The sequence below is a fragment of the Mucilaginibacter sp. genome, from assembly GCF_039925265.1.
In the GTDB taxonomy this organism is placed as follows: Bacteria; Bacteroidota; Bacteroidia; order Sphingobacteriales; family Sphingobacteriaceae; genus Mucilaginibacter.
Map to the genome: position 1 here is coordinate 43823 of NZ_JBDSZG010000014.1, position 20721 is coordinate 64543.

The window sequence follows — 20721 nt, forward strand, 5'->3', positions numbered from 1 at the left end:
ACTTCTACAACTCTTCTAACTTTTTACAACCCTTACAACCTCATCAAAGAAGCAACAATTAAGTTACATACAACTTTGTTAAACTATTGGGCGTTATATTTATCAAAACATCAATTAAAAACTAAAAATTTAAAAATGAAAAAGATTATGTTGATCTGCATGTTCCTGTTAGGGATATCAGCAGTAAGCCGCGCACAGGGTGGTGGGATGAGAATGACAGCGGCCGACAGGGTTAAAGCGATGAAAGAATCGTTAAAATTAACCGACGACCAAGCAACTAAAATTACCGCCATTTACGAAGCACAAACCAAACAAGTAGATAGCTTGCGTACCGCAGGTGCCGATAGGTCGTCTTTCGGCCCTATCAGAACCGCTACAAATGAAAAAGTGAAGGCTTTATTAACAGCCGAGCAAGCTGCTGCATGGCAGAAACAAATGGATGAAATGCGCGCCCGTATGCAAAACGGCGGCGGCGGCGGTACTCCACCACAGAAATAATTTTTTGCGGAAAATAAATGAAGCGGCGATGAGCCGCTTTTTTTATTTTAGCCGAAATTTAAACAGAAATTGGGAACGGCAGATACTTTTATAAAAAACAGGCTTGACGAGCGGAAAGCATCGGGTATTTACCGTATGCTTAAACCCGAAAACAGCCTGGTAGATTTCTGTAGCAACGATTACCTTGGTTTTGCGCGTTCGGCTATGTTAAAAAACAATATCGTGGCTGAAATGGCCCACTACCCCGATAGTTTAAATGGCTCTACAGGCTCGCGCCTGCTCTCGGGCAATTTAAAATATGCCGAAGAACTGGAGCAGCAAATAGCTATATTCCATGAGGCGGAGGCTGGTTTACTCTTCAATTCCGGCTATGATGCCAACGTTGGGCTCTTTTCCTCTCTTCCACAAAAGGGCCATGCCATTATTTGCGATGAGCTGATACACGCCTCTATCATCGACGGCGCGCGCTTAAGTCACGCCAACCGCTATACCTTTCGCCATAACGATTTAGAGAGCTTGGAGGGCAAGCTAAAGCAGGCTAAAGGCAATTGCTATGTTGTAATAGAAAGTGTGTACTCGATGGATGGCGATACCCCTCCTATTTTGGGGATATTGCAACTAACTGAGCGATACAACGCCAATTTAATAGTAGACGAGGCACATGCCGTAGGTTTATACCCTGCCGGACTAATCTCCGAATTGGGTTTGCAAAACAGGATCTTCGCTCGTATAGTTACCTTCGGCAAGGCTTTGGGTTGTCATGGGGCCGTAGTTTTGGGCAGCAACTTGCTGCGCGAATACCTCATTAACTTCGCACGTTCCTTTGTTTATACCACGGCTGCATCGTTTCATCAACTGGCATCGGTAAAAATGGCTTATGAGTTGCTTAAAGAAGTTGACGACGAGGCGAATGTGCTTCGTAATTATATCTTCCTATTCAAGCAAAAACTTAATAACAATAGTCAATACAAGCTCCTGCCGAGCGATAGCGCCATCCAGTGCATCGTTGTAAATAGTAACGGAAATGCAAAACATGTATCCGGGCAATTACAAGCAGCTGGCTTAGATGTTCGCGCGATATTGAGCCCAACGGTAGCTACAGGAACCGAACGGATCAGGATCTGCATGCATTCTTTCAACACCCTGGAACAGGTTAAACTGCTTACCTCAACCCTAAATACCATCACCCATGCCCAATAAACCTTTATTTATCACCGGCATAGGCACCGGCATAGGCAAAACGCTGGTAGCTGCTGTTTTGGTAGAAAAGCTAAAGGCCGATTACTGGAAACCCATCCAATCCGGCGACCTTGATAACTCCGATACGATGAAGGTGCAAAGCCTGGTATCGAACACCAAAACTATTTTTCATCAAGAGGCTTACTGTTTAACGCAGCCCTATTCGCCCCATAAATCGGCAAAACTTGATAATATTATTATTGACGAGCAGCGTATCATTGCCCCAAAAACCAACAACCAACTAATAATTGAAGGCGCCGGCGGACTAATGGTACCGCTGAATGACCACTGTTTGCTGATCGACTTGATCAAACAACTGGATGCCGAAGTGATATTGGTATCGCAAAACTACTTAGGCAGCATTAATCATACACTGCTTTCTGCAGAGGTGCTAAAACAGCGCGGCATCCCCATAAAAGGCATCATTTTTAACGGCGAAACGAACGCTTCGTCGGAAGAATACATTCTTAATTACACCGGCATATCGCTTTTAGGCACCATCCCGCTTTTACGGGAAATTACCCGGCTAAGCGTTGCTGAGGCGGGCGACTACCTCACTTTGTAAAATAATATCGAACAATGAATTTCGAATATCCAGCACCGGGATTCTTTCCTTAGTTATTCGACGTTCAGCATTCGGTGTTCGATATTTTCGGCCATTTCTAACGCCTCAACAGGTTTTTTAGCGAAGCGGCTTTCCTGCAGGCGGTCGTATTCTTTCACGTAATCGGGGTGCTCGGTGCCCATCAGCCTGTCCCACACCCTAAAGTATAAGCCATAATTGCCCCGGAATTTGCTGTGATGGATATTATGGTGTACCGATGTATTGACGATCTGGAATAAAAAGGACCCTCTTAACCACTTTGGCGCTACCTCGTACCCCAGGTGCCCGTAAACGTTGATAACAAAGCCGACGATAGTGAACCAAACCACCACGATGGGATGGATCGGCATCACCATCACAATAACCAGCAGCACGGCCCCCTCGGCCCAGGCCTCAAAAAAATGAAAGGAATACGATGCCCATGGCGATGGATTAGTGCTTTTATGATGCAGCACATGCGCGTAATTAAACATTTTTTTGTGATGCAGCAGGCGGTGCATCCAGTAAAAATAGCTATCGTGTATTACCAGGCTCAGCACAAGGCTTACCGGCAGGTACCATAGCGGGAAATCGGTAAACGAATCGTAAAGCTGGGTGTAATTTTTTAGCGGTGTATACAAGATCACATAAGCGATCACCGCGAACACCGCAGAGGTTTGCATCGAATGCAATATCTCGCGAATAAAATCTTTAGCGCTCGCGCTGCGGTTCTGGATCTTCCCTTTGGCATACCATTTAGCTATCAGCTTATAAAACAAAAAGAACGGCACACCCGCCAGTATAAAATAGCGGAGAGCGGTAATGCTAAATATAGTAACTAAAACCTGGAGCGCCTTTTCCATATCCATTTGAATTAATACCTCAAAGGTAGCGTTGGCTCAGTCCCGAAAAATTAACAAAAGATAATTAACGCTTGCGCTGCGAAGAAATACGCTTACGGATGCGGCTTAATGATACAGGGGTGATACCCAGTAAGGTAGCGAGGTACTTATCGGGCACCCGGTTTACGATATTTGGCTTTTCGCGCACCAGCTGCAGGTAACGTTCCTCAGGAGATAAAAGCACAAACGACTCTACCCTGTCCATCGATTCGGCCAGCATACTACGCAAAAAAGTTGCCTGGGTTGAGGAGAGCCGGGGATTATTATTCAGCATCGGCTCTACTTTCCCATAATCTACCTCCATCAGCACGGTATCTTCCAATGCCTGGTAGATAAAGCGTGAAGGGCGTTGGTGGATGATGGCATCATGTGAAGCAATGAATTTACCCTCCCATTGCAGCAATAGCGTCAGGTCGTCGCCGTTTTCTTTTAAATGATACGCGCGGATGAGCCCCTTACGGATATACCCTAATTTTTGATGCGTTGCCCCCTGTTCGATATACACATCCCCGGCTGCCAGTTTCTTTACATGCGCTATCTTCACAATGTCGTAGATGTCCTTCAGATCGAGGCCTTTAAAAACGGAGAGGTAAAAACTTATTTCTTCGGCATCCAGCATAAAATAATTATCGGCGCTTTATAAAGAGTTATAGTAATCTACAAGCTTACCCAGTTGCGTATCGCTTTTGAAGCTTATTTTGTTGGATTTGATGTAGTCCTCCAGTTGGGCCTGCTTATCGCCAAGGCCAGCCAGCAACGATTTTTTGTCGTTTTTAACCGGCAGTGCTTTACCATTGTTGACCAGGTAGTATTTGCTCTTCTCCATAAAGCTTTTTGTTTTTGATGCCGAACCGATGTTCTGGCTTTCGAAAACCACCTTATTGAATTTTTTGATCAGTTGTATTTTGCCGTCGCTCAGTACTTCAAAAAAAGAGGCCGGGGTACTACCTTCAATATTCTTATACCCACTGCGAAAACGCCTTACAAAAAGCTCGTCATCATTGTTAAGGTTGAGGGTAAACTCCTGAACCGGAACGACAAAGGCCATTTCCTCGCCCGATTCTTTATCCTTAAACGAAACCACATCATCTACGAGATTATATTTAAGCGACATTTTCTCTTTGCTGCTTACCCCGTTGACCAATATTACAGAGCCCTGCTGCCAGGTGTCGTACAGGTACGGTGTACCATCTATATTGGTATAATCTTGCGTGGTGATGGGCTTAAAATCGCGCTGATGCATAAATTGGGCGCTGGCGGTATGTATTATGGCCGATAAGCAAAGCGAAACGGATAATATGGTAAGGTATTTCATTTGCGCATTGTTAATTTGGTAGTGTAGCGAAGAAATTGTGCAGGTGTTAAATTATGCAATATTAACTGTAAATCAAATTGAATTATTGCTTAATATAGCCCTGTAATCATAAATTTACCTAAATGAAGAATATTACTGTAATAGGCTCGGGCACCATGGGTAATGGCATAGCCCATACTTTTGCGCAAAACGGGTTTAGTGTTTCGCTGGTAGACATCAGCGATGCCGCCCTGCAAAAAGCCCTGCAAACCATCGCCAGCAACCTGGACAGGCAAGTAAAAAAAGGCACCATAGACGATACAGCCAAAGCAGCCACCCTCGCCAACATAAAAACCTATACCGATGCCTACGAAGGCGCATCTGATGCCGATTTGGTGGTAGAAGCCGCTACCGAAAACCGCGAAATAAAACTAAAACTTTTCAAACAACTGAGCGACGTTTGCAAACCCGAAGCCATACTGGCATCAAATACATCCTCCATATCCATCACCGAGATTGCCGCCGCCACCAACAGGCCCGATAAGGTAATAGGTATGCACTTTATGAACCCGGTGCCGGTGATGAAGCTGGTAGAGGTGATCCGCGGGTATTCTACTACCGATGAGGTTACCAAAACCATTATGGAACTGTCTATCCGATTAGGGAAATCGCCGGTAGAGGTGAACGATTACCCCGGGTTTGTGGCCAACCGCATTTTAATGCCCATGATAAACGAAGCCGTTTATACCCTGTATGAAGGCGTGGCTGGCGTAAACGAAATTGACACCGTAATGAAACTGGGTATGGCCCACCCAATGGGTCCGCTACAACTGGCCGATTTTATAGGGCTGGATGTTTGCCTGGCCATACTCAACGTACTGCACAAAGGCTTCGGCAACCCTAAATACGCGCCATGTCCGTTATTGGTGAACATGGTAATGGCCGGCCAGTTAGGCGCAAAATCGGGCACTGGGTTTTACCAATATACGGCGGGGAGTAAAGATTTAGTAGTGGCGAAAAAGTTCGCGAGCCCCCCAGCCCCCTGAAGGGGGAGTTTTTGAAAAGCTTAACCGACAAGGCCTTTTAGTTAAAACTAAGAGGCTTTTTGATTTTAAAAATTCTGTTCCCCCTTCAGGGGGTTAGGGGGCTAAACCTTTCCCTTTTTCATCTGTCAAACAACTTTAACACATATACAGATGAAAGCGATATCAAAATTGGGAATTATGTGTGCCTTAGCAGGCTCGGTGTTCCTGTCGTCATGCGCAAGCGAAGGTTACGTTACCGATCAGCCGGTGGAACCGGTTTATACCCGGCCTGTAGCGCCCTATGCAAATGCTTATTGGGTTCCCGGCGAATGGGTTTGGCGCGGTAACCGCTATGTTTACAGAAATGGATTCTACGCCCGCCCGCGTGCACAGCGTGTTTACGTACAAGGCGCCTGGGTACACAGCACCCGTGGCTACGTTTGGAGAAGAGGGCATTGGCGGTAACGAAAGAATTAAGAGGCAAGAATCAAGAACCAAGACAAAGCCCTTTGATATTCGTCAAAGGGCTTTGCATATTTTTATTCCGTCTTGATTCTTGTCTCCTGATTCTTGAATCCCTCCTATCTACATTCTCTCCGGCACATCAATCCCCAGCAAGCCCATGCCTTTGCTGATGACCTTTGCTGATGCCGCGGACAGCTGCAACCTAAATTGTTTCAGGCTTTCGTTCTCGGCCTGCATTATAGGGCTTTCGTGGTAGAATTTGTTGTACAGTTTGGCCAGTTCGTAAACGTAGTTGGCTACCAGCGCAGGGCTGTGGCCGGTTGCTGCTTCTGCAATCGTTTCGGGGAACTTGCTTAACAGTACGATAAGGTCGCGCTCTACGCCGCCCAATACCGTAACATCTGTTGTGCTGGTTTGCGGCGAGTAATTTGCTTTGCTCAGCACTGATCTGATACGGGCGTGTGTATACTGTATAAACGGCCCGGTATGCCCCTGGAAATCTACCGATTCGTTGGGATCGAACAACAGGCGTTTCTTCGGGTCAACCTTTAGCAGGAAATATTTTAACGCGCCCATACCTATGGTACGGTACAGCTTGTTTTTGTCTTCGTCGCTAAAGGCCTCAACCTTGCCCATGGCTTCGGTGGTTTGGGCGGCGGTTTTAAACATATCGGCCATCAGGTCGTCGGCATCAACTACCGTACCCTCACGTGATTTCATCTTGCCCGATGGCAGATCCACCATCCCGTAGCTTAAGTGGTACAGGCCCCTCGCCCATTCCTTACCCAGCTTTTGCAGGATGAGGAACAGAACCTTAAAGTGATAATCCTGCTCGTTACCCACCACGTAAATGGATTCGTCCATTTGATAGTCGTCGTATTTTAGCTGCGCGGTGCCAATATCCTGGGTAATATATACCGAAGTACCATCAGCACGGAGCACCAGTTTCTGGTCGAGGCCCTCTTCCGTCAGGTCTATCCAAACCGAGCCATCTTCCTTTTTATAGAAAACGCCTTTGGCCAGGCCTTCGTCAATATTATCCTTACCTAATAAATAGGTATTGCTTTCGTAATAGAACTTATCAAAGGTAACGCCCAGGGATTTGTATGTTTCCTCGAAACCGGCGTATACCCAGCCGTTCATGGTTTTCCAGAGGTTGATGGTTTCCTCATCACCGGCCTCCCAGCGCTGTAACATGGCTTGCGCTTCTTTTATCAGCGGGGCGTTCTTTTTTGCCTCTTCTTCGGTTTGGCCCTCTTCTACCAGTTCCAGTATCTGCTGCTTGTAGGCTTTATCAAACCAAACGTAGTATTTGCCGGCAAGGTGGTCGCCTTTTAAGCCCGAGCTTTCGGGGGTTTCGCCCTCGCCAAACTCTTTCCAGGCCAGCATACTTTTGCAAATGTGGATGCCGCGATCGTTCACGAGGTTGGTTTTTACCACATCGTACCCGGCAGCATCCAATATCTGCGCAACCGAGAACCCTAAAAGGTTATTACGGATATGACCCAAATGCAGCGGCTTGTTGGTATTTGGCGAAGAATATTCCACCATTACCTTTTTACCATTTGGTTTTGCTACCGCGAAATCGTCCTGTAAGATCTCATCATTCAGCTTGCCTAACCAAAAGCTATCGGCAAAGCTGATATTTAAAAAGCCTTTGATCACGTTAAAGGCCGATATTTCGGGAACGTTAGCTTGCAGATATTCGCCAACTTCGGCACCGGTTTGTTCGGGGCCCTTGCGCGAAAGTTTGGTATATGGGAAGGTAACCAGCGTTACCTGGCCCTCAAATTCTTTACGGGTTTCCTGTAGGTTGATATCCTTTGCATCTATATCGGTTTGGTATAAATCCTTTATGGCCTTAACAACAGCCTCAATAATAAAATCCATCGGGCAAAATTAGTAATAGTTCATGGTTCATGGATGATAGTTCATGGTAAAAATTAGTTGATAGATGATTGTTCATAGTTCATGGCAAAAAAATAGTTCATGGATGATAGATGATAGTTCATGGCAAAAATTAAAAAGCCCTTGGTGAGCTGCTATGAACTATTAACCATCATCTATGAACTATCAACTATTCCCACTAACTTCGCTACTCTTACTACCTTTTATGACACCTAATAATCCAAATTTTAAGCTCGATGTAACTTCTGAAATTGGCAATCTGCGTGTGCTTTTGGTGCATAGCCCGGATAGCGGGCTGGGTAAAGTAGTGCCTTCCAAGGCGCAGGACTGGCTTTTTGAAGACATTGTGCACCTGGATACCATGCGCGGCGGCGAGTACGACCACTACATTAAATTACTGATGTACTTCCTGGATCCGGCTAAAATAAAAGGCAAGCTTGCCGAAATAAACGACCCGGCCAATAAACGTAATTTCTTTAAACCAGATAACGCCGGTTTCCACAATTCTACCAAGGTGGTTGAGATCCAAACTTTGCTGAGCGATATTTTACAACACGCGGATATCCGTAAAAAATTGGTGGCGGCCGTTTGCGCCATAGAGGGTGTAACCTACCGCCTGCAACTGCAACTGATAGATATTGAGCCGGTGGAACTGGCCAAGATCTTTATTTCGGGTTCGCTGAATGATGAGCAGATGATCTTCGCCCCTATCCCGAACATGATATTTTCGAGGGACATCGGCATCGCCATCAACAACCATATGCTGCTGAACAAGCCCGCCAAAAAAGCCCGCGCACGCGAAACTTTGCTGGTGCGCTACATCTTTTTTAATCACCCTTTATTTGAAGGCTATCGCGATAACATTTTAGAGATCCCCGATACCGTGCAGCACTTCCTTCGCCCCGGCGAAGAACAGGAAAGCAAAACCACTTTAGAGGGCGGCGATGTGATGATGGTTGCACCAAACCACCTGCTGATAGGCTGGAGCGAGCGTACATCAGTAAGCGGCGCCAACGAGGCCATTAAATTACTGTTTGAGAACGATGTGGTGGAAAAGGTAACTATTGTAAAAATTCCGCACAAACGGGATTATATGCACATAGATACCGTTTTCACCCAGGTGAAACGCAATGTTTGGGTGTTGCTGCGCTCGCTCACCCCTGGTGAGCCAAGCCAGGAAGACGCCGAGCCCATCGCCTGGTTTGCCGATAAGAAGAATAAGGATAAGCCCGAGATAGTACAATTCCGCAAGGGAAAAAAGCCAAAAACTTTTGCCACGCTGGAGGCCCTGCTGGATAACATCAGTCAGAAAGACCTGCAAAGCGAGGAGGCTACGCGCTTTATCTATTCGGGCAATAACGAGTTCCCATACGATGCCCGGGAGCAATGGACCGATAGCTGTAACCTGCTTGCCCTGAAAGAAGGCGTTGTTTTGGGGTACGACCGTAACGACAAAACCGTGGAGGCCTTTAAGCAAAGCGGTTTCAGCATTGTTAAGGTGCAGGATCTGCTCCAGCAATTTGAAACCGACGAGCTTGACCCGCAAAGCATGACAGATACGCTGATATTGATGCCATCGGCAGAGTTATCCCGTGCCCGTGGTGGTTTCCATTGCATGAGCATGCCCTTGCAGCGAGACAGTCTGATTTAAGTTAAAACAAAGATTATTTTATGTTTTACATAAAATAATCTTTGTTTTATAAATATTGTTTATATGTTTGTATTATTAAATCAATACAAACATGAAAACTACATCCTGGCTTTTAACAACTATTAGGGTAATACTTAATGTATTTTGGTATGGCAACATTATACTGGCGGTGTTTGCTTTTTGCATGCTTACATGGAAGATAAGCACCAGCAGCTACACCGAATTCAGCAACCCGGTAAAGTACCCGCTAATAACTAAATCTACCCCATTAAAAACACTTACGCCGGATGTGAGCAACATTACACTCACGCCCGACCAGGCCACTGTTAAAATGCACTTAACCAATAACTTCAGCCACGTAGCATCGGCCTATTTTTTCCTGTTCGCTTTCGAGACTTTGGTAATGAGCATCATTTACCAGCTGCGCAAGTTTTTTAATACCATTAAACAAAACGCGCCTTTTACTTATGAGAATGTGCGGCGGTTAAAAATAACAGCGCTTTGCTTTGCCCTAACTACCCTACTTAGTGTATTACTGGGCGTAAGTACCGCGGTAATATTAAAAACCAGCGTAAAGGATATGAACCTGATGAACATGGTTTGGGAACAAAGTTTTACCGGGCTCATACTGGGTGCCATGCTGTACATCCTGGCAGATATATTTAAATACGGGTTCGAACTAAAGAAAGAGATTGGAGAGTTTGTATAATGGCTATCATTGTAAACCTTGATGTGGAGATGGCGAAGAACAAGATGTCGCTAAAAGAGCTTGCCGAACGCCTGGATATCAGCATGACCAACCTCTCCCTCCTAAAAACCGGTAAAGTAAAAGGCGTACGCTTTGATACCCTCGAAGCCCTCTGCCGCGAATTGGGCTGCAAACCCGGCGATATTCTGGACTATAAGGCGGCTGTCTAAGTTTGTCTGAATGAGAATTTACAGAATTTAAGAATTATCAGAATTGCTGTATTTTGCGGAGTATCACAATCATTCTGTAAATTTAAAAATTCTGTAAATTCTGATTCAGACAATGAGCCAATCTACCAACCACCTATTAATGATACGCCCGGTGAATTTCGGGTTTAACGCGCAAACGGCAGAGAGCAACGCCTTCCAAATACAACAGGCCGACCAGCAGGCCGTGCAACACAAAGCCCTGCAGGAGTTTGATGGCTTTGTAGCCATGCTGCACCAAAATGGCGTGGATGTCACTGTTATTGAGGATACGCCCGAGCCGCATACCCCCGATTCCATCTTCCCGAATAACTGGATTTCCGTCCACGATACAGGCGATGTAATCCTCTACCCTATGCAGGCCGAGAACCGCCGCCTGGAGCGCCGCGAGGATATTATTAGTCATCTGGAAGAAAACTTTAAAGCTACTCACCTGGTAGATTTGAGTCGTTTTGAGACTAAAAACCAATTTTTAGAAGGCACCGGCAGCATGGTACTGGATAGGGAAAACAAAATTGCCTACGCTTGCCTCTCGCCCCGCACGGATGCCGAAGTACTGCAAGCCTTTTGCGATTATACCGGCTACAAAGCCATCACCTTTGATGCCTTCGACCAAAACCACAAAGCCATATACCATACCAACGTACTGATGTGCATTGGCAGCCGTTTCGCGGTGATCTGCCGGGATAGCATCACCGATGCCGCTGAAAAGGAAACCGTTATCCAATCGCTAACCGCCACAGGCAAGCAAATTATCGATATCACTTTTACACAGATGAACGGCTTTGCAGGTAATATGCTGGAGGTAAAAAACGCCACGGGAGAAACGTTGATCGTGATGTCGCAAACGGCATATGCATCGCTTTCAGAAGAGCAAAGAACGGCCTTAAACAAGTTTGGTAAACTAATTTATGCCGATATCAACACGATTGAAACCAATGGCGGAGGAAGTGCAAGGTGCATGATGGCAGAGGTGCATATGACGAGGGTGTAGAGAGCTGTTCGCGATGAGCATGCGCAATAGTTCCGGTGAGGACACCGGAACGGGGGGATTGACAGGCCACGTCCCTCCTCGTTTGCGGTGTCCTCACCGCAAACCTAAACTCAAATCGCCGCAGGGGCTTTTGAAAGGAACCTGCATACTATTCGCCCGCTGGTCGAAGTTTAAAACTTGGACCTAAATGGGCTAAGCTTTCAGCTTAACCTCTACTAATGGTAGTTTAGCGCCCCGCATCATTTGTTAAACAGTGTTAAAACCCATGTTAAACATTGTTAAATACCCGCCATACAAATATTCATAGGAAAATATTTTCGTTTCAGCTAAAATCAAAACAAAAATATCACTTTATGAAAACAGCACAAAAACTCGCTACGGCAGTATTCTCCGCAGTATTACTGTTTATCGGCACAAACAGCTTCGCGCAAACTACGCCACAAGGTAAATTCGATTTTAACATTGGGGTGGATGGCCTGGTGCCAACAGGCAAACTCCAAAAGTATAGCTCCAATTTCGGGTTGGGTATCACGCCGCAGCTGCAATATGGCCTTACAAACAGACTGGCGTTAACTTTTACATCGGGTTATTACCGTTTGTTTGGAAAAACCTATGATAGCAGAGGATATATCGACCCGTATAAGACCAACCATCAAGATATGATACCGGTAAAACTGGGGTTAAAAGCCTTTATAACTTCAAATATTTATATAGGTGCCGAGGTTGGTGTCGCCTTCCAAACTAACGTAGGTATAGGAAGTAACATTGGCTATGAAACAGGGCGCAACACCAAACTCATTTTGGCACCGGGCATTGGCTATGCCACAAAAAGCTGGGACTTTGGCATTAGATATGAAAACTATTCAGGTGGGAACGCCCATTACGGCACCCTGGGTTTACGTATAGCTCACAGTTTCGGCCGATAATTAAACGCCTGTTTTATAGCGCGGGGAACTTTGGTTAAAACAAAGTTCCCTGTTTTATAAAACTTTTGTCTTCACCACTGTTTGTAGCTCACAACTTCTACAAGCATTAGAATTACAGCAAAAGAAAAACGTACTCTTGGAGAAATGGGCTAATAGCGAAAAATCCCGGACACCGGTTTCCATAAAAAAACACTGTATCTGTCTAAAAACCCACTTCGGTAATACCTCACAAACAAATTACAATCAGCCCATAAATTAGCCCAACATTTTTGCCAAAAATCCGTTTTAAAATTACATTTTTGCCAAAATTTTATTAAATGCAGAGTTACCAGGAATTTCTTGACTTAAGCGTTGGGTTCCCGCAAGATGGTTTTGAGATCATCGACGATGAACTTTACTTTCAGGACCTTAATTTAATGGAGATGATTGAAACGTATGGCACGCCCCTACGCTTTACTTATCTGCCCATGATCACCAAAAAGATACAGCAGGCAAAACTGTTATTTCAACAGGCCATCATCAAAAATAACTATCGCGGCAGCTATAAATATTGCTATTGCACTAAAAGTTCGCACTTTAGGCACATTGTGGAAGAAGCGTTGAAGAACGAGATCCACCTGGAAACCTCGTCGGCCTTTGATATGCCGATGATTGATGCACTGGAGAAAAAAGGCGCCCTGAATAAGGACGTTACGGTTATTTGCAATGGTTTTAAAACTTTCCAATACAAGCAGTACATTATTGATATGCTGCACGATGGGTTTACCAATATCATCCCCGTGCTGGATAATAAAGAGGAATTTAACCTGTACGATGATGAGATAGAAATGGAAACCCCATGTAATCTCGGCATTCGTATAGCGGCAGAAGAGCAGCCGGATTCTCAATTCTATACCTCGCGTTTAGGCGTTCGTATGGAGGATGTGATAGATTTTTATCACAACAAGATAGAGGACAACCCGAATTTCCAGGTTAAGCTGCTGCATTTCTTCATCAACTCGGGTATTTCAGATACACCGTATTACTGGAACGAGCTGGAGAAATACGTTACGCTTTACTGCAAATTTAAAAAGGTGAATCCGGCTTTAGATACATTGGATATCGGCGGCGGTATGCCTTTTAAAGATTCGTTGGTATTTGATTTTGATTACGAGTACATGATCAATGAGATCGTGAGCCGTATTAAGGAAATTTGTGCCGACAATGATACGATGGAGCCGGATATCATCACCGAATTTGGCAAATATACCGTGGCCGAAGCTTCGGGTATCCTTTATAAAGTACTGGGCCGCAAGCAACAAAACGACCGCGAACGCTGGCTAATGCTGGATGGCAGTTTTATCACCAACTTGCCGGACGTTTGGGCCTTAAATCAGAAATACATCCTGTTACCCGTAAACAACTGGGACAACGAATACGAGCGTGTAAACCTTGGCGGTATCACCTGCGACGGGCAGGACTACTACAACCAGGAAGCCCACATGAACAGCGTATTTATGCCAAAAACCCGTAAGGTACAATACCTCGGTTTCTTCAACACCGGTGCTTACCAGGAAGTGTTGAGCGGCTACGGCGGCATTCACCATTGTTTGTTACCATCACCTAAGCACGTTATTATCCGCAGAAACAGGGATGAAACCTTCAATTTTGAGGTGTTTGGTGAGGAACAAAACAGTAAGCAGGTATTAAAGATCCTGGGTTATACTACGTAAGATTTTTTGCGTTGAGATATTTGAAAGCACTGCCTTACGGTGGTGCTTTTTTAGTAACACAAGTTTTGTTAATTGAGACAAATTTCCCGTTCTTTTGCTTCGCTCTATTTGAAAAACAGACAGTCTCCGTGCTCTCGGCGAAAAACTCCGCGCCTCTGCGGTTAAAAAACGTTATACCCTTTGGTTGAATTGCCACCATCGTTCGTCATCAAAATATCACATCAATATTTTTTTCAAATAAATTCTACTATTCCCCTATACTATGTATATATTTGGGGATAATAATAAATGAAAACATTTTTCACATATCACACCAACCTGATGTATTGCTGTATGCAAAGCGATAAACCGTGGTTGTAAGTATGTAGAATTTAAAATATATGCCTCTTCAGCCACAGCGAAGGGGCTTTTTTATACTAAACTAAATTAAATACTGATATGCAGAGCTTCAGGACCGAACTGGAGAACCCGATAGTGGAGCAGGATATAATCGACCTGGAAAGGAAGATCCGTGCGTTCCGTGAGGGCAAGATACATGATGAAAAGTTCCGCAGCCTGCGTTTAGCACGTGGTGTTTACGGCCAAAGGCAGCCCGGCGTGCAAATGGTGCGCATTAAACTCCCCTTTGGTAAGGTTACTTTTAAACAATTATTAAAAATAGCCGATATATCTGACGAGTACGGAAGCAGCAACCTGCACCTCACCACCCGCCAGGACATCCAGATCCATTACGTAAGCCTTGACCGTACGCCACAACTTTGGGCCGAACTGGAGCGCGACGATATCACCCTGCGCGAAGCTTGCGGCAACACGGTAAGAAATGTAACCTCATCCCCTACCTCAGGCATCGACCCTAAGGAACCGTTTGACGTATCACCTTACGCGCAGGCTACTTTCGAGTACTTCTTAAGGAACCCGATCTGCCAGGAAATGGGCCGCAAGTTTAAGATATCTTTCTCCTCAAGTGATGAGGATACCGCTTTCTCTTACATTCACGATCTGGGCTTTATCCCCAAACTGAAAGAAAATGGCGAACGTGGCTTTAAGGTAATGTTGGGCGGCGGCCTTGGCGCACAGCCTTTACTGGCAAGTGCTGTTGAAGATTTCCTGCCGGAAGATCAACTAATACCTTATACAGAAGCGATCATCCGCGTGTTCGACCGTTATGGCGAGCGCAACAACCGCAACAAGGCCCGCTTAAAATATTTGATACAAAAGATAGGTTTAGAAGAAGTGCTGCGCCTGGCTCAGGAAGAACGCACTGCTATCAAAGTAAAAACCTACCCTATCAACCGCAATACTGTTCCCACTCCTGCTTTGCCGGAGGTTACTGAGTATCCGGCTATAGAAATTACCAACCCATTCCGTTACGAGCAATGGCTGGCTACCAATGTTTTCGAACAAAAACAAGCCGGCTTCTTTGGCGTATTCATCAAAGTACCGGTAGGCGATATCCCTACCGATGTGGCGCGTAAATTGGTTGCAGCCATTCGCCCTTATGTTGGCGATGAGATCCGCATTACGCAAAACCAGGGTTTACTGTTAAAATTCATCTGTAAGGAAGCTTTGCCTGCTTTGTACGAAGGCTTAAACGCATTAGATTTTGCAACACCTGGTTTCGACAGTATTGCTGATGTAACCACGTGCCCCGGCACGGATACCTGTAACCTCGGCATCAGCAATAGCATGACCATGGCTAAGGTACTGGAGGACGTTATTTATAACGAATACGAAGATTTCATTTATAACAAAGAGATCAAGATAAAAATAAGCGGCTGTATGAACAGTTGCGGTCAGCATGGTTTGGCACACATTGGCTTCCACGGCAGCTCGCTAAAAGCAGGTGCCAGGGTACTGCCATCGGTACAGGTAATGCTGGGCGGCGGCACCGTAGGTAACGGTGTGGGCCGCGCAGCCGATAGGGTAATAAAGGTACCATCCAAACGTGCTACACATGCTTTACGTGCGGTGTTGGATGATTACAAAACACTGGCAGAAGAAAACGAAACCTACCACGCCTATTATGACAGACAAGGTAAAGATTACTTCTACCGCCTGCTAAAACCCCTTGCTGATTTGACCACCCTTACCGACGATGAGTTTGTAGACTGGGGCCACCAGGAAACTTACGTAAGCGCTATCGGCGTGGGTGAGTGCGCCGGTGTAATTATAGATTTGGTTGCCACCTTGCTATTCGAAAGTGAAGAAAAACTGGGCTGGGCAAACGGTGCTTACGCCAAAGGGCTGTGGAGCGATGCCATCTACCACTCCTACAACACTATGATTAGCGCGGCTAAGGCTTTATTGCTTGATAAAGGTGTAAACAGTAGCACCCAATCGGGCATCATCAAAGAATTTGATAACAGCTACGTAGCAGCAGGCGAGATTACCTTCGACGGTACTTTTGGCGACCTGGTGCTGCAAATAAATAAAAACGAACCATCGGAAGCATTCGCAACCGCCTATAAAGAACAGGCCACCGCATTTTTGCAAACGGTTAAAGACAAAAGAGAGGCGGTGTTACAATCATGATACAAACTCAAACAAAAACAACAGTAAAAGAACCACGCATTACGCTTGTTGGCGCAGGCCCCGGCGATGCCGAATTGATTACTATAAAAGGCATTAAAGCCCTGCAAACCGCAGATGTGGTTTTGTATGATGCCTTGGTGAACGAAGAATTATTGGAATTTGCACCCAAACATGCTACTAAAGTTTACGTAGGCAAACGCAGTGGCGATCATTCTTTCTCGCAGGAGAACATCAACAAACTGATGATAGATTACGCCTTGAATTACGGCCATGTGGTACGCTTAAAAGGCGGCGACCCGTTTGTATTCGGTCGTGGTTATGAGGAGTTAGACCACGCTGCCGATTACAGCATCCCGGCACAGGTTATTCCGGGAATTTCCAGTTCTATCGGTGTACCCGGTTTACAGGGCATTCCGGTTACTCACCGTGGATTGAGCGAGAGCTTTTGGGTTATTACCGGCACCACCAGCGATGGTAAGGTTTCTGCCGACCTGTACGACGCCGCTAAAACCAAAGCTACCGTTGTAGTGCTGATGGGTATCCACAAACTGGCCGAAATTGCAGAAATATTTATTGCCGAAGGCAAACGCAACCTACCTGTTGCCGTAATACAAAGTGGCAGCACAAAAGACGAAAAAGTGGTAGTTGGCGTAGCAAGTACCATCGCCGAAGTTGCCGAAGAAAACGGAATTACTTCGCCTGCGTTAATTGTATTTGGCGAGGTAGTATCTTTACATCCAAAGTTTCAGCCCATCAGAGAGTTTTATGACATTGTTGCCCAGGAATAAAAATTTAACGGAGATCCCTCCACCAAAACCACAGGGTAACCAACTGTTCCCTGTATTTTTGAAACTGGAGAACCTGCATACGGTGCTTGTTGGCGGCGGCAATGTTGGCTTGGAAAAGCTTACAGCCATGCTGCAAAACAGCCCCGGCGCGGCTATTACCGTTATTTCTAAAACCTTTCTGCCGCAAATAGAAGCGCTGGCCGCCAATACGCCAAAGCTTACCATCATCCAGAAAGCATTTGCTGATACCGACCTGGATGGTGCCGACCTGGCCATGGCAGCAACAGATGATGCCGAATTGAACAGGTACATCCGCCAGTCGGCACACGACCGTAAACTACTGGTTAACGTAGCGGACAAGCCCGAGCTTTGCGATTTTTACCTGGGTTCCATCGTGCAAAAGGGCGATCTGAAGATAGGTATCTCCACCAATGGCAAATCGCCAACGGTGGCCAAACGCCTTAAAGAAGTTTTAAACGAAGCATTACCTGCCGAACTGGATACCACCTTACAGCAAATGAGTGAGATCAGGAACAGCCTTTCCGGCGATTTTGCTTATAAAGTTCAGGAACTGAACAGAGTTACCGCGGTTTTAATAGGCGGAGAAAAACCACCAAGCAACAACAATTTAAAACTGGTTGTTTGGGGCACGTTTGTGGCCTTCCTTGTTATCACCATTACAGCACTATGGTCGAAGGAACCTGGCTTCCAGGCCTTCGTCGCAAACATCAACCCCCTTTTCTATTACTTTTTAGGTGCGGGTTTCATTTTCGCGATGATTGATGGGGCTATTGGCATGTCATACGGGGTTACTTCCACTACATTTTCGTTATCTATGGGCATCCCTCCTGCTTCGGCAAGTATGGGTGTACATTTGTCGGAAATTATGAGCAATGGTATTGCCGGATGGATGCACTACCGCATGGGTAATGTAAATTGGAAACTGTTTAAGCTGTTGCTTGTCCCCGGTATAATTGGGGCGGTAACAGGTGCATATTTGTTGTCATCCTTAGAACATTATGCGCAATACACCAAACCGCTTGTATCGTTTTACACACTGATATTGGGCTTTGTAATATTAAACAAAGCCATCAATCTTAACCGGAAGCGTACTTCAGGCAAAATAAAAAACATCAGCCTTTTAGGCCTTGGCGGCGGCTTTATAGATGCCGTTGGCGGTGGTGGTTGGGGTTCAATCGTATTATCAACGCTGATAGCCGGTGGCCGCCATCCCCGTTTCTCATTGGGTACCGTAAAATTGTCCCGCTTTTTTATCGCGCTAACCAGTTCACTAACTTTTATTACTATGCTTAATGGCAAGCACTGGGAAGCCGTAGCAGGCTTGGTTATCGGCAGTGCATTAGCATCACCTATAGCGGCCCGCATTTCCAATAAAATATCTGCAAAAGCTATCATGTTCGCGGTATCGGTTATCGTTATCCTCATTAGCTTGCGTAGCATTATCAACTTCGTACTCAAATTAATATAGTGGCCGATACATCTTACATATCGCAATTAATAGCCGGTAACAATCCCGTTGAAGCTTTACATGCTTTAGCATCGGAGTTTCCGGGCGAGATCGTGTTCTCTACCAGCTTTGGCTGGGAAGATCAGGTAATCACGCACATGATCTTCGCCAATAACATCCCCATCAAAGTTTTCACGCTGGAAACCGGTCGCCTTTTCCCCGAAACATATTATGTTTGGAACCGCACCATGGAGATCTATGGCAAACCTATCCACGCCTATTATCCAGAGCATACCGCATTGGAAGCTATGGTGAACGCCAAGGGCCCAAACAGCTTTTACGAATCGGTAGAGAACCGTAAGCAATGCTGTGGCATCCGTAAAATAGAGCCGCTTCATCGTGCCGTAGCGGGCAATAAGCTGTGGGTAACGGGTATCCGTGCGGACCAATCTGCCAATCGCGAAGACATGAGCAATGTGGAATGGGATGGCGGCAACAACCTGTTCAAGTACCACCCTATTTTTGGCTGGACATTGGACGACGTAAAAGCATACATCAAACAATACAATATACCGTACAATACACTGCACGACAGGGGTTTCCCCAGCATTGGCTGCGCGCCATGTACCCGAGCGGTACAACCCGGCGAAGATTTTAGGGCCGGGCGCTGGTGGTGGGAAGACCAAAGCAAAAAAGAATGCGGATTACATGCAGTTGAACTAAATGATTTAAAGGAATGAGTAAATACCGGTTAGATTACCTGGACGAGTTGGAGGCAGAGGCCATTTATATTTTGCGCGAAGTAGCCGGGCAGTTTGAAAAACCCGCGTTGTTATTTTCGGGCGGTAAAGATTCTATTACCCTGGTGCATTTAGCCATGAAGGCCTTCCGCCCGGGCAAATTCCCGTTCCCGCTGGTGCATATAGATACCGGGCACAATTTTGAAGAAACCATTACCTATCGTGACGATATGATTGCCCGCATTGGTGAAAAACTGATTGTAGGCCATGTACAGGACAGCATTGATGAAGGTAAAGTGATTGAGCAGAAAGGCAAGAACGCCAGTCGTAACGCTTTGCAGACTGTAACCTTGTTGGATACCATAGCCAAGCACAAGTTTGATGCTTGTATTGGCGGTGCCCGCCGCGATGAAGAAAAGGCCCGCGCTAAAGAACGTATTTTTTCTGTTCGTGATGAGTTTGGCCAGTGGGATCCTAAACGTCAGCGTCCCGAGCTTTGGAACATTTATAACGGCAAGATCCATAAAGGCGAAAACGTACGCGTGTTCCCGATAAGCAATTGGACGGAATTGGACGTATGGAATTACATCCGCCGCGAAAAAATCGCCCTGCCAACCATTTATTTTGCCCACCAGCGCGATTGTATCACCCGTAACGGGCAGCTAATGGCGGCATCACCGTTTTTAAACATGGATGCCGACGATAAAATAGAAAACAAGAACGTACGCTTCCGCACCGTTGGCGACATGACCTGTACTGCGGCTGTTGAATCATACGCGTTTGAGATAGATGATATTATCCACGAGATAGCATCCTCAAAAATAAGCGAACGCGGCGCCCGCATGGACGACAAAGTAAGCGAAGCCGCCATGGAAGACCGGAAAAAGGGCGGGTATTTCTAAGGGTTAGCAGTCGGCGGTGAGGACACCGCCGCAGGGGGCTCCTCCCTACTGGGGGTGTCCCCACCGCCAGCTTACAAGAGCAGAACCACAACTACCCCTCTTGAGGGGGGCAGAACAAAAAACACTAACGCTCACGGGGT

Annotated in this window: 20 protein-coding genes; 16 read left to right on the forward strand and 4 right to left on the reverse strand. The window is 45.9% G+C overall.

Annotation, left to right across the window (positions count from 1 at the left end; all coding sequences use genetic code 11):
• Positions 1-135: 135 nt before the first annotated feature.
• The 3 genes from ABIX36_RS06540 (at position 136) to bioD (ending at position 2302) form a co-directional block, all read left to right on the forward strand.
• Entirely contained in the window at positions 136-498 is a 363-nt protein-coding gene (locus tag ABIX36_RS06540) for a Spy/CpxP family protein refolding chaperone (RefSeq protein ID WP_348081357.1), read from the forward strand.
• 69 nt (positions 499-567) lie between these two features.
• Entirely contained in the window at positions 568-1698 is a 1131-nt protein-coding gene (locus ABIX36_RS06545; RefSeq protein WP_348081358.1) for an 8-amino-7-oxononanoate synthase, read from the forward strand.
• Entirely contained in the window at positions 1688-2302 is a 615-nt protein-coding gene (gene bioD / locus ABIX36_RS06550) for a dethiobiotin synthase (RefSeq protein ID WP_348081359.1), read from the forward strand. Before ABIX36_RS06545 ends, bioD begins: the two co-directional genes overlap by 11 nt.
• Before the next feature lie 53 nt (positions 2303-2355).
• Here bioD and ABIX36_RS06555 read toward each other — a convergent pair whose 3' ends face one another.
• The 3 genes from ABIX36_RS06555 to ABIX36_RS06565 form a co-directional block, all read right to left on the reverse strand.
• On the reverse strand, positions 2356-3183 hold the full coding sequence (locus ABIX36_RS06555; protein ID WP_348081360.1) for a sterol desaturase family protein: 828 nt from the start codon (positions 3181-3183) through the stop codon (positions 2356-2358).
• 64 nt (positions 3184-3247) lie between these two features.
• Positions 3248-3841, reverse strand: a complete 594-nt coding sequence (locus ABIX36_RS06560; RefSeq protein WP_348081361.1) for a Crp/Fnr family transcriptional regulator — start codon at positions 3839-3841, stop codon at positions 3248-3250.
• An 18-nt stretch (positions 3842-3859) separates the two neighbouring features.
• Positions 3860-4537: a hypothetical protein gene (locus ABIX36_RS06565; RefSeq protein ID WP_348081362.1), complete on the reverse strand. Its 678-nt coding sequence runs from the start codon at positions 4535-4537 to the stop codon at positions 3860-3862.
• Between the two features lie 122 nt (positions 4538-4659).
• Between ABIX36_RS06565 and ABIX36_RS06570 the strand changes: the two genes are divergently transcribed.
• Both ABIX36_RS06570 and ABIX36_RS06575 read left to right on the forward strand, forming a co-directional pair.
• Entirely contained in the window at positions 4660-5562 is a 903-nt protein-coding gene (locus ABIX36_RS06570) for a 3-hydroxybutyryl-CoA dehydrogenase (RefSeq protein WP_348081363.1), read from the forward strand.
• Positions 5563-5712: 150 nt separating this feature from the next.
• Entirely contained in the window at positions 5713-6006 is a 294-nt protein-coding gene (locus ABIX36_RS06575; protein WP_348081364.1) for a hypothetical protein, read from the forward strand.
• A 120-nt stretch (positions 6007-6126) separates the two neighbouring features.
• Here the strand turns inward: ABIX36_RS06575 and argS are convergent, their stop codons facing one another.
• Positions 6127-7896, reverse strand: coding sequence for an arginine--tRNA ligase (gene argS, locus ABIX36_RS06580; protein ID WP_348081365.1), 1770 nt, complete (start codon positions 7894-7896; stop codon positions 6127-6129).
• Positions 7897-8071: 175 nt separating this feature from the next.
• Between argS and ABIX36_RS06585 the strand changes: the two genes are divergently transcribed.
• The 11 genes from ABIX36_RS06585 to cysD all read left to right on the forward strand — a co-directional run bounded on the left by ABIX36_RS06585 (position 8072) and on the right by cysD (position 20581).
• On the forward strand, positions 8072-9565 hold the full coding sequence (locus tag ABIX36_RS06585; RefSeq protein ID WP_348081366.1) for an arginine deiminase family protein: 1494 nt from the start codon (positions 8072-8074) through the stop codon (positions 9563-9565).
• Positions 9566-9656: 91 nt separating this feature from the next.
• Complete coding sequence (locus ABIX36_RS06590) at positions 9657-10274, forward strand: DUF2975 domain-containing protein (protein WP_348081367.1); 618 nt, start codon at positions 9657-9659, stop codon at positions 10272-10274.
• The gene (locus tag ABIX36_RS06595) at positions 10274-10483 is read left to right on the forward strand and encodes a helix-turn-helix transcriptional regulator (protein WP_348081368.1); all 210 of its coding nucleotides are present in this window, start codon (positions 10274-10276) and stop codon (positions 10481-10483) included. Before ABIX36_RS06590 ends, ABIX36_RS06595 begins: the two co-directional genes overlap by 1 nt.
• Before the next feature lie 112 nt (positions 10484-10595).
• Positions 10596-11513, forward strand: a complete 918-nt coding sequence (locus tag ABIX36_RS06600; protein ID WP_348081369.1) for an arginine deiminase-related protein — start codon at positions 10596-10598, stop codon at positions 11511-11513.
• A gap of 353 nt (positions 11514-11866) precedes the next feature.
• Entirely contained in the window at positions 11867-12439 is a 573-nt protein-coding gene (locus ABIX36_RS06605) for a hypothetical protein (RefSeq protein ID WP_348081370.1), read from the forward strand.
• 317 nt (positions 12440-12756) lie between these two features.
• Positions 12757-14151 carry an arginine decarboxylase gene (locus tag ABIX36_RS06610; RefSeq protein WP_348081371.1) on the forward strand — a complete coding sequence of 465 codons (1395 nt, stop codon included), beginning with the start codon at positions 12757-12759 and terminating at the stop codon, positions 14149-14151.
• Positions 14152-14589: 438 nt separating this feature from the next.
• Positions 14590-16683 (forward strand): nitrite reductase, encoded by a 2094-nt coding sequence (locus ABIX36_RS06615; protein WP_348081372.1) that lies wholly within the window; start codon positions 14590-14592, stop codon positions 16681-16683.
• The gene (gene cobA / locus ABIX36_RS06620) at positions 16680-17471 is read left to right on the forward strand and encodes a uroporphyrinogen-III C-methyltransferase (protein WP_348081373.1); all 792 of its coding nucleotides are present in this window, start codon (positions 16680-16682) and stop codon (positions 17469-17471) included. The genes ABIX36_RS06615 and cobA overlap by 4 nt, the downstream gene beginning before the upstream one ends.
• Complete coding sequence (locus ABIX36_RS06625) at positions 17449-18960, forward strand: TSUP family transporter (protein ID WP_348081374.1); 1512 nt, start codon at positions 17449-17451, stop codon at positions 18958-18960. The genes cobA and ABIX36_RS06625 overlap by 23 nt, the downstream gene beginning before the upstream one ends.
• Entirely contained in the window at positions 18960-19679 is a 720-nt protein-coding gene (locus ABIX36_RS06630) for a phosphoadenylyl-sulfate reductase (protein ID WP_348081375.1), read from the forward strand. The genes ABIX36_RS06625 and ABIX36_RS06630 overlap by 1 nt, the downstream gene beginning before the upstream one ends.
• Positions 19676-20581 (forward strand): sulfate adenylyltransferase subunit CysD, encoded by a 906-nt coding sequence (gene cysD, locus ABIX36_RS06635; RefSeq protein ID WP_348081376.1) that lies wholly within the window; start codon positions 19676-19678, stop codon positions 20579-20581. The genes ABIX36_RS06630 and cysD overlap by 4 nt, the downstream gene beginning before the upstream one ends.
• The last annotated feature ends 140 nt before the right edge of the window (positions 20582-20721 follow it).

Excerpts from the sequence above, each read along its gene's own strand:
- ABIX36_RS06540 (WP_348081357.1), top strand. The coding sequence starts at position 136 with ATGAAAAAGATTATGTTGATCTGCATGTTCCTGTTAGGGATATCAGCA.
- bioD (WP_348081359.1), top strand. The coding sequence starts at position 1,688 with ATGCCCAATAAACCTTTATTTATCACCGGCATAGGCACCGGCATAGGC.
- ABIX36_RS06555 (WP_348081360.1), bottom strand. The coding sequence starts at position 3,183 with ATGGAAAAGGCGCTCCAGGTTTTAGTTACTATATTTAGCATTACCGCT.
- ABIX36_RS06560 (WP_348081361.1), bottom strand. The coding sequence starts at position 3,841 with ATGCTGGATGCCGAAGAAATAAGTTTTTACCTCTCCGTTTTTAAAGGC.
- ABIX36_RS06565 (WP_348081362.1), bottom strand. The coding sequence starts at position 4,537 with ATGAAATACCTTACCATATTATCCGTTTCGCTTTGCTTATCGGCCATA.
- ABIX36_RS06570 (WP_348081363.1), top strand. The coding sequence starts at position 4,660 with ATGAAGAATATTACTGTAATAGGCTCGGGCACCATGGGTAATGGCATA.
- ABIX36_RS06575 (WP_348081364.1), top strand. The coding sequence starts at position 5,713 with ATGAAAGCGATATCAAAATTGGGAATTATGTGTGCCTTAGCAGGCTCG.
- argS (WP_348081365.1), bottom strand. The coding sequence starts at position 7,896 with ATGGATTTTATTATTGAGGCTGTTGTTAAGGCCATAAAGGATTTATAC.
- ABIX36_RS06585 (WP_348081366.1), top strand. The coding sequence starts at position 8,072 with ATGAACTATCAACTATTCCCACTAACTTCGCTACTCTTACTACCTTTT.
- ABIX36_RS06590 (WP_348081367.1), top strand. The coding sequence starts at position 9,657 with ATGAAAACTACATCCTGGCTTTTAACAACTATTAGGGTAATACTTAAT.
- ABIX36_RS06595 (WP_348081368.1), top strand. The coding sequence starts at position 10,274 with ATGGCTATCATTGTAAACCTTGATGTGGAGATGGCGAAGAACAAGATG.
- ABIX36_RS06600 (WP_348081369.1), top strand. The coding sequence starts at position 10,596 with ATGAGCCAATCTACCAACCACCTATTAATGATACGCCCGGTGAATTTC.
- ABIX36_RS06605 (WP_348081370.1), top strand. The coding sequence starts at position 11,867 with ATGAAAACAGCACAAAAACTCGCTACGGCAGTATTCTCCGCAGTATTA.
- ABIX36_RS06610 (WP_348081371.1), top strand. The coding sequence starts at position 12,757 with ATGCAGAGTTACCAGGAATTTCTTGACTTAAGCGTTGGGTTCCCGCAA.
- ABIX36_RS06615 (WP_348081372.1), top strand. The coding sequence starts at position 14,590 with ATGCAGAGCTTCAGGACCGAACTGGAGAACCCGATAGTGGAGCAGGAT.
- cobA (WP_348081373.1), top strand. The coding sequence starts at position 16,680 with ATGATACAAACTCAAACAAAAACAACAGTAAAAGAACCACGCATTACG.
- ABIX36_RS06625 (WP_348081374.1), top strand. The coding sequence starts at position 17,449 with ATGACATTGTTGCCCAGGAATAAAAATTTAACGGAGATCCCTCCACCA.
- cysD (WP_348081376.1), top strand. The coding sequence starts at position 19,676 with ATGAGTAAATACCGGTTAGATTACCTGGACGAGTTGGAGGCAGAGGCC.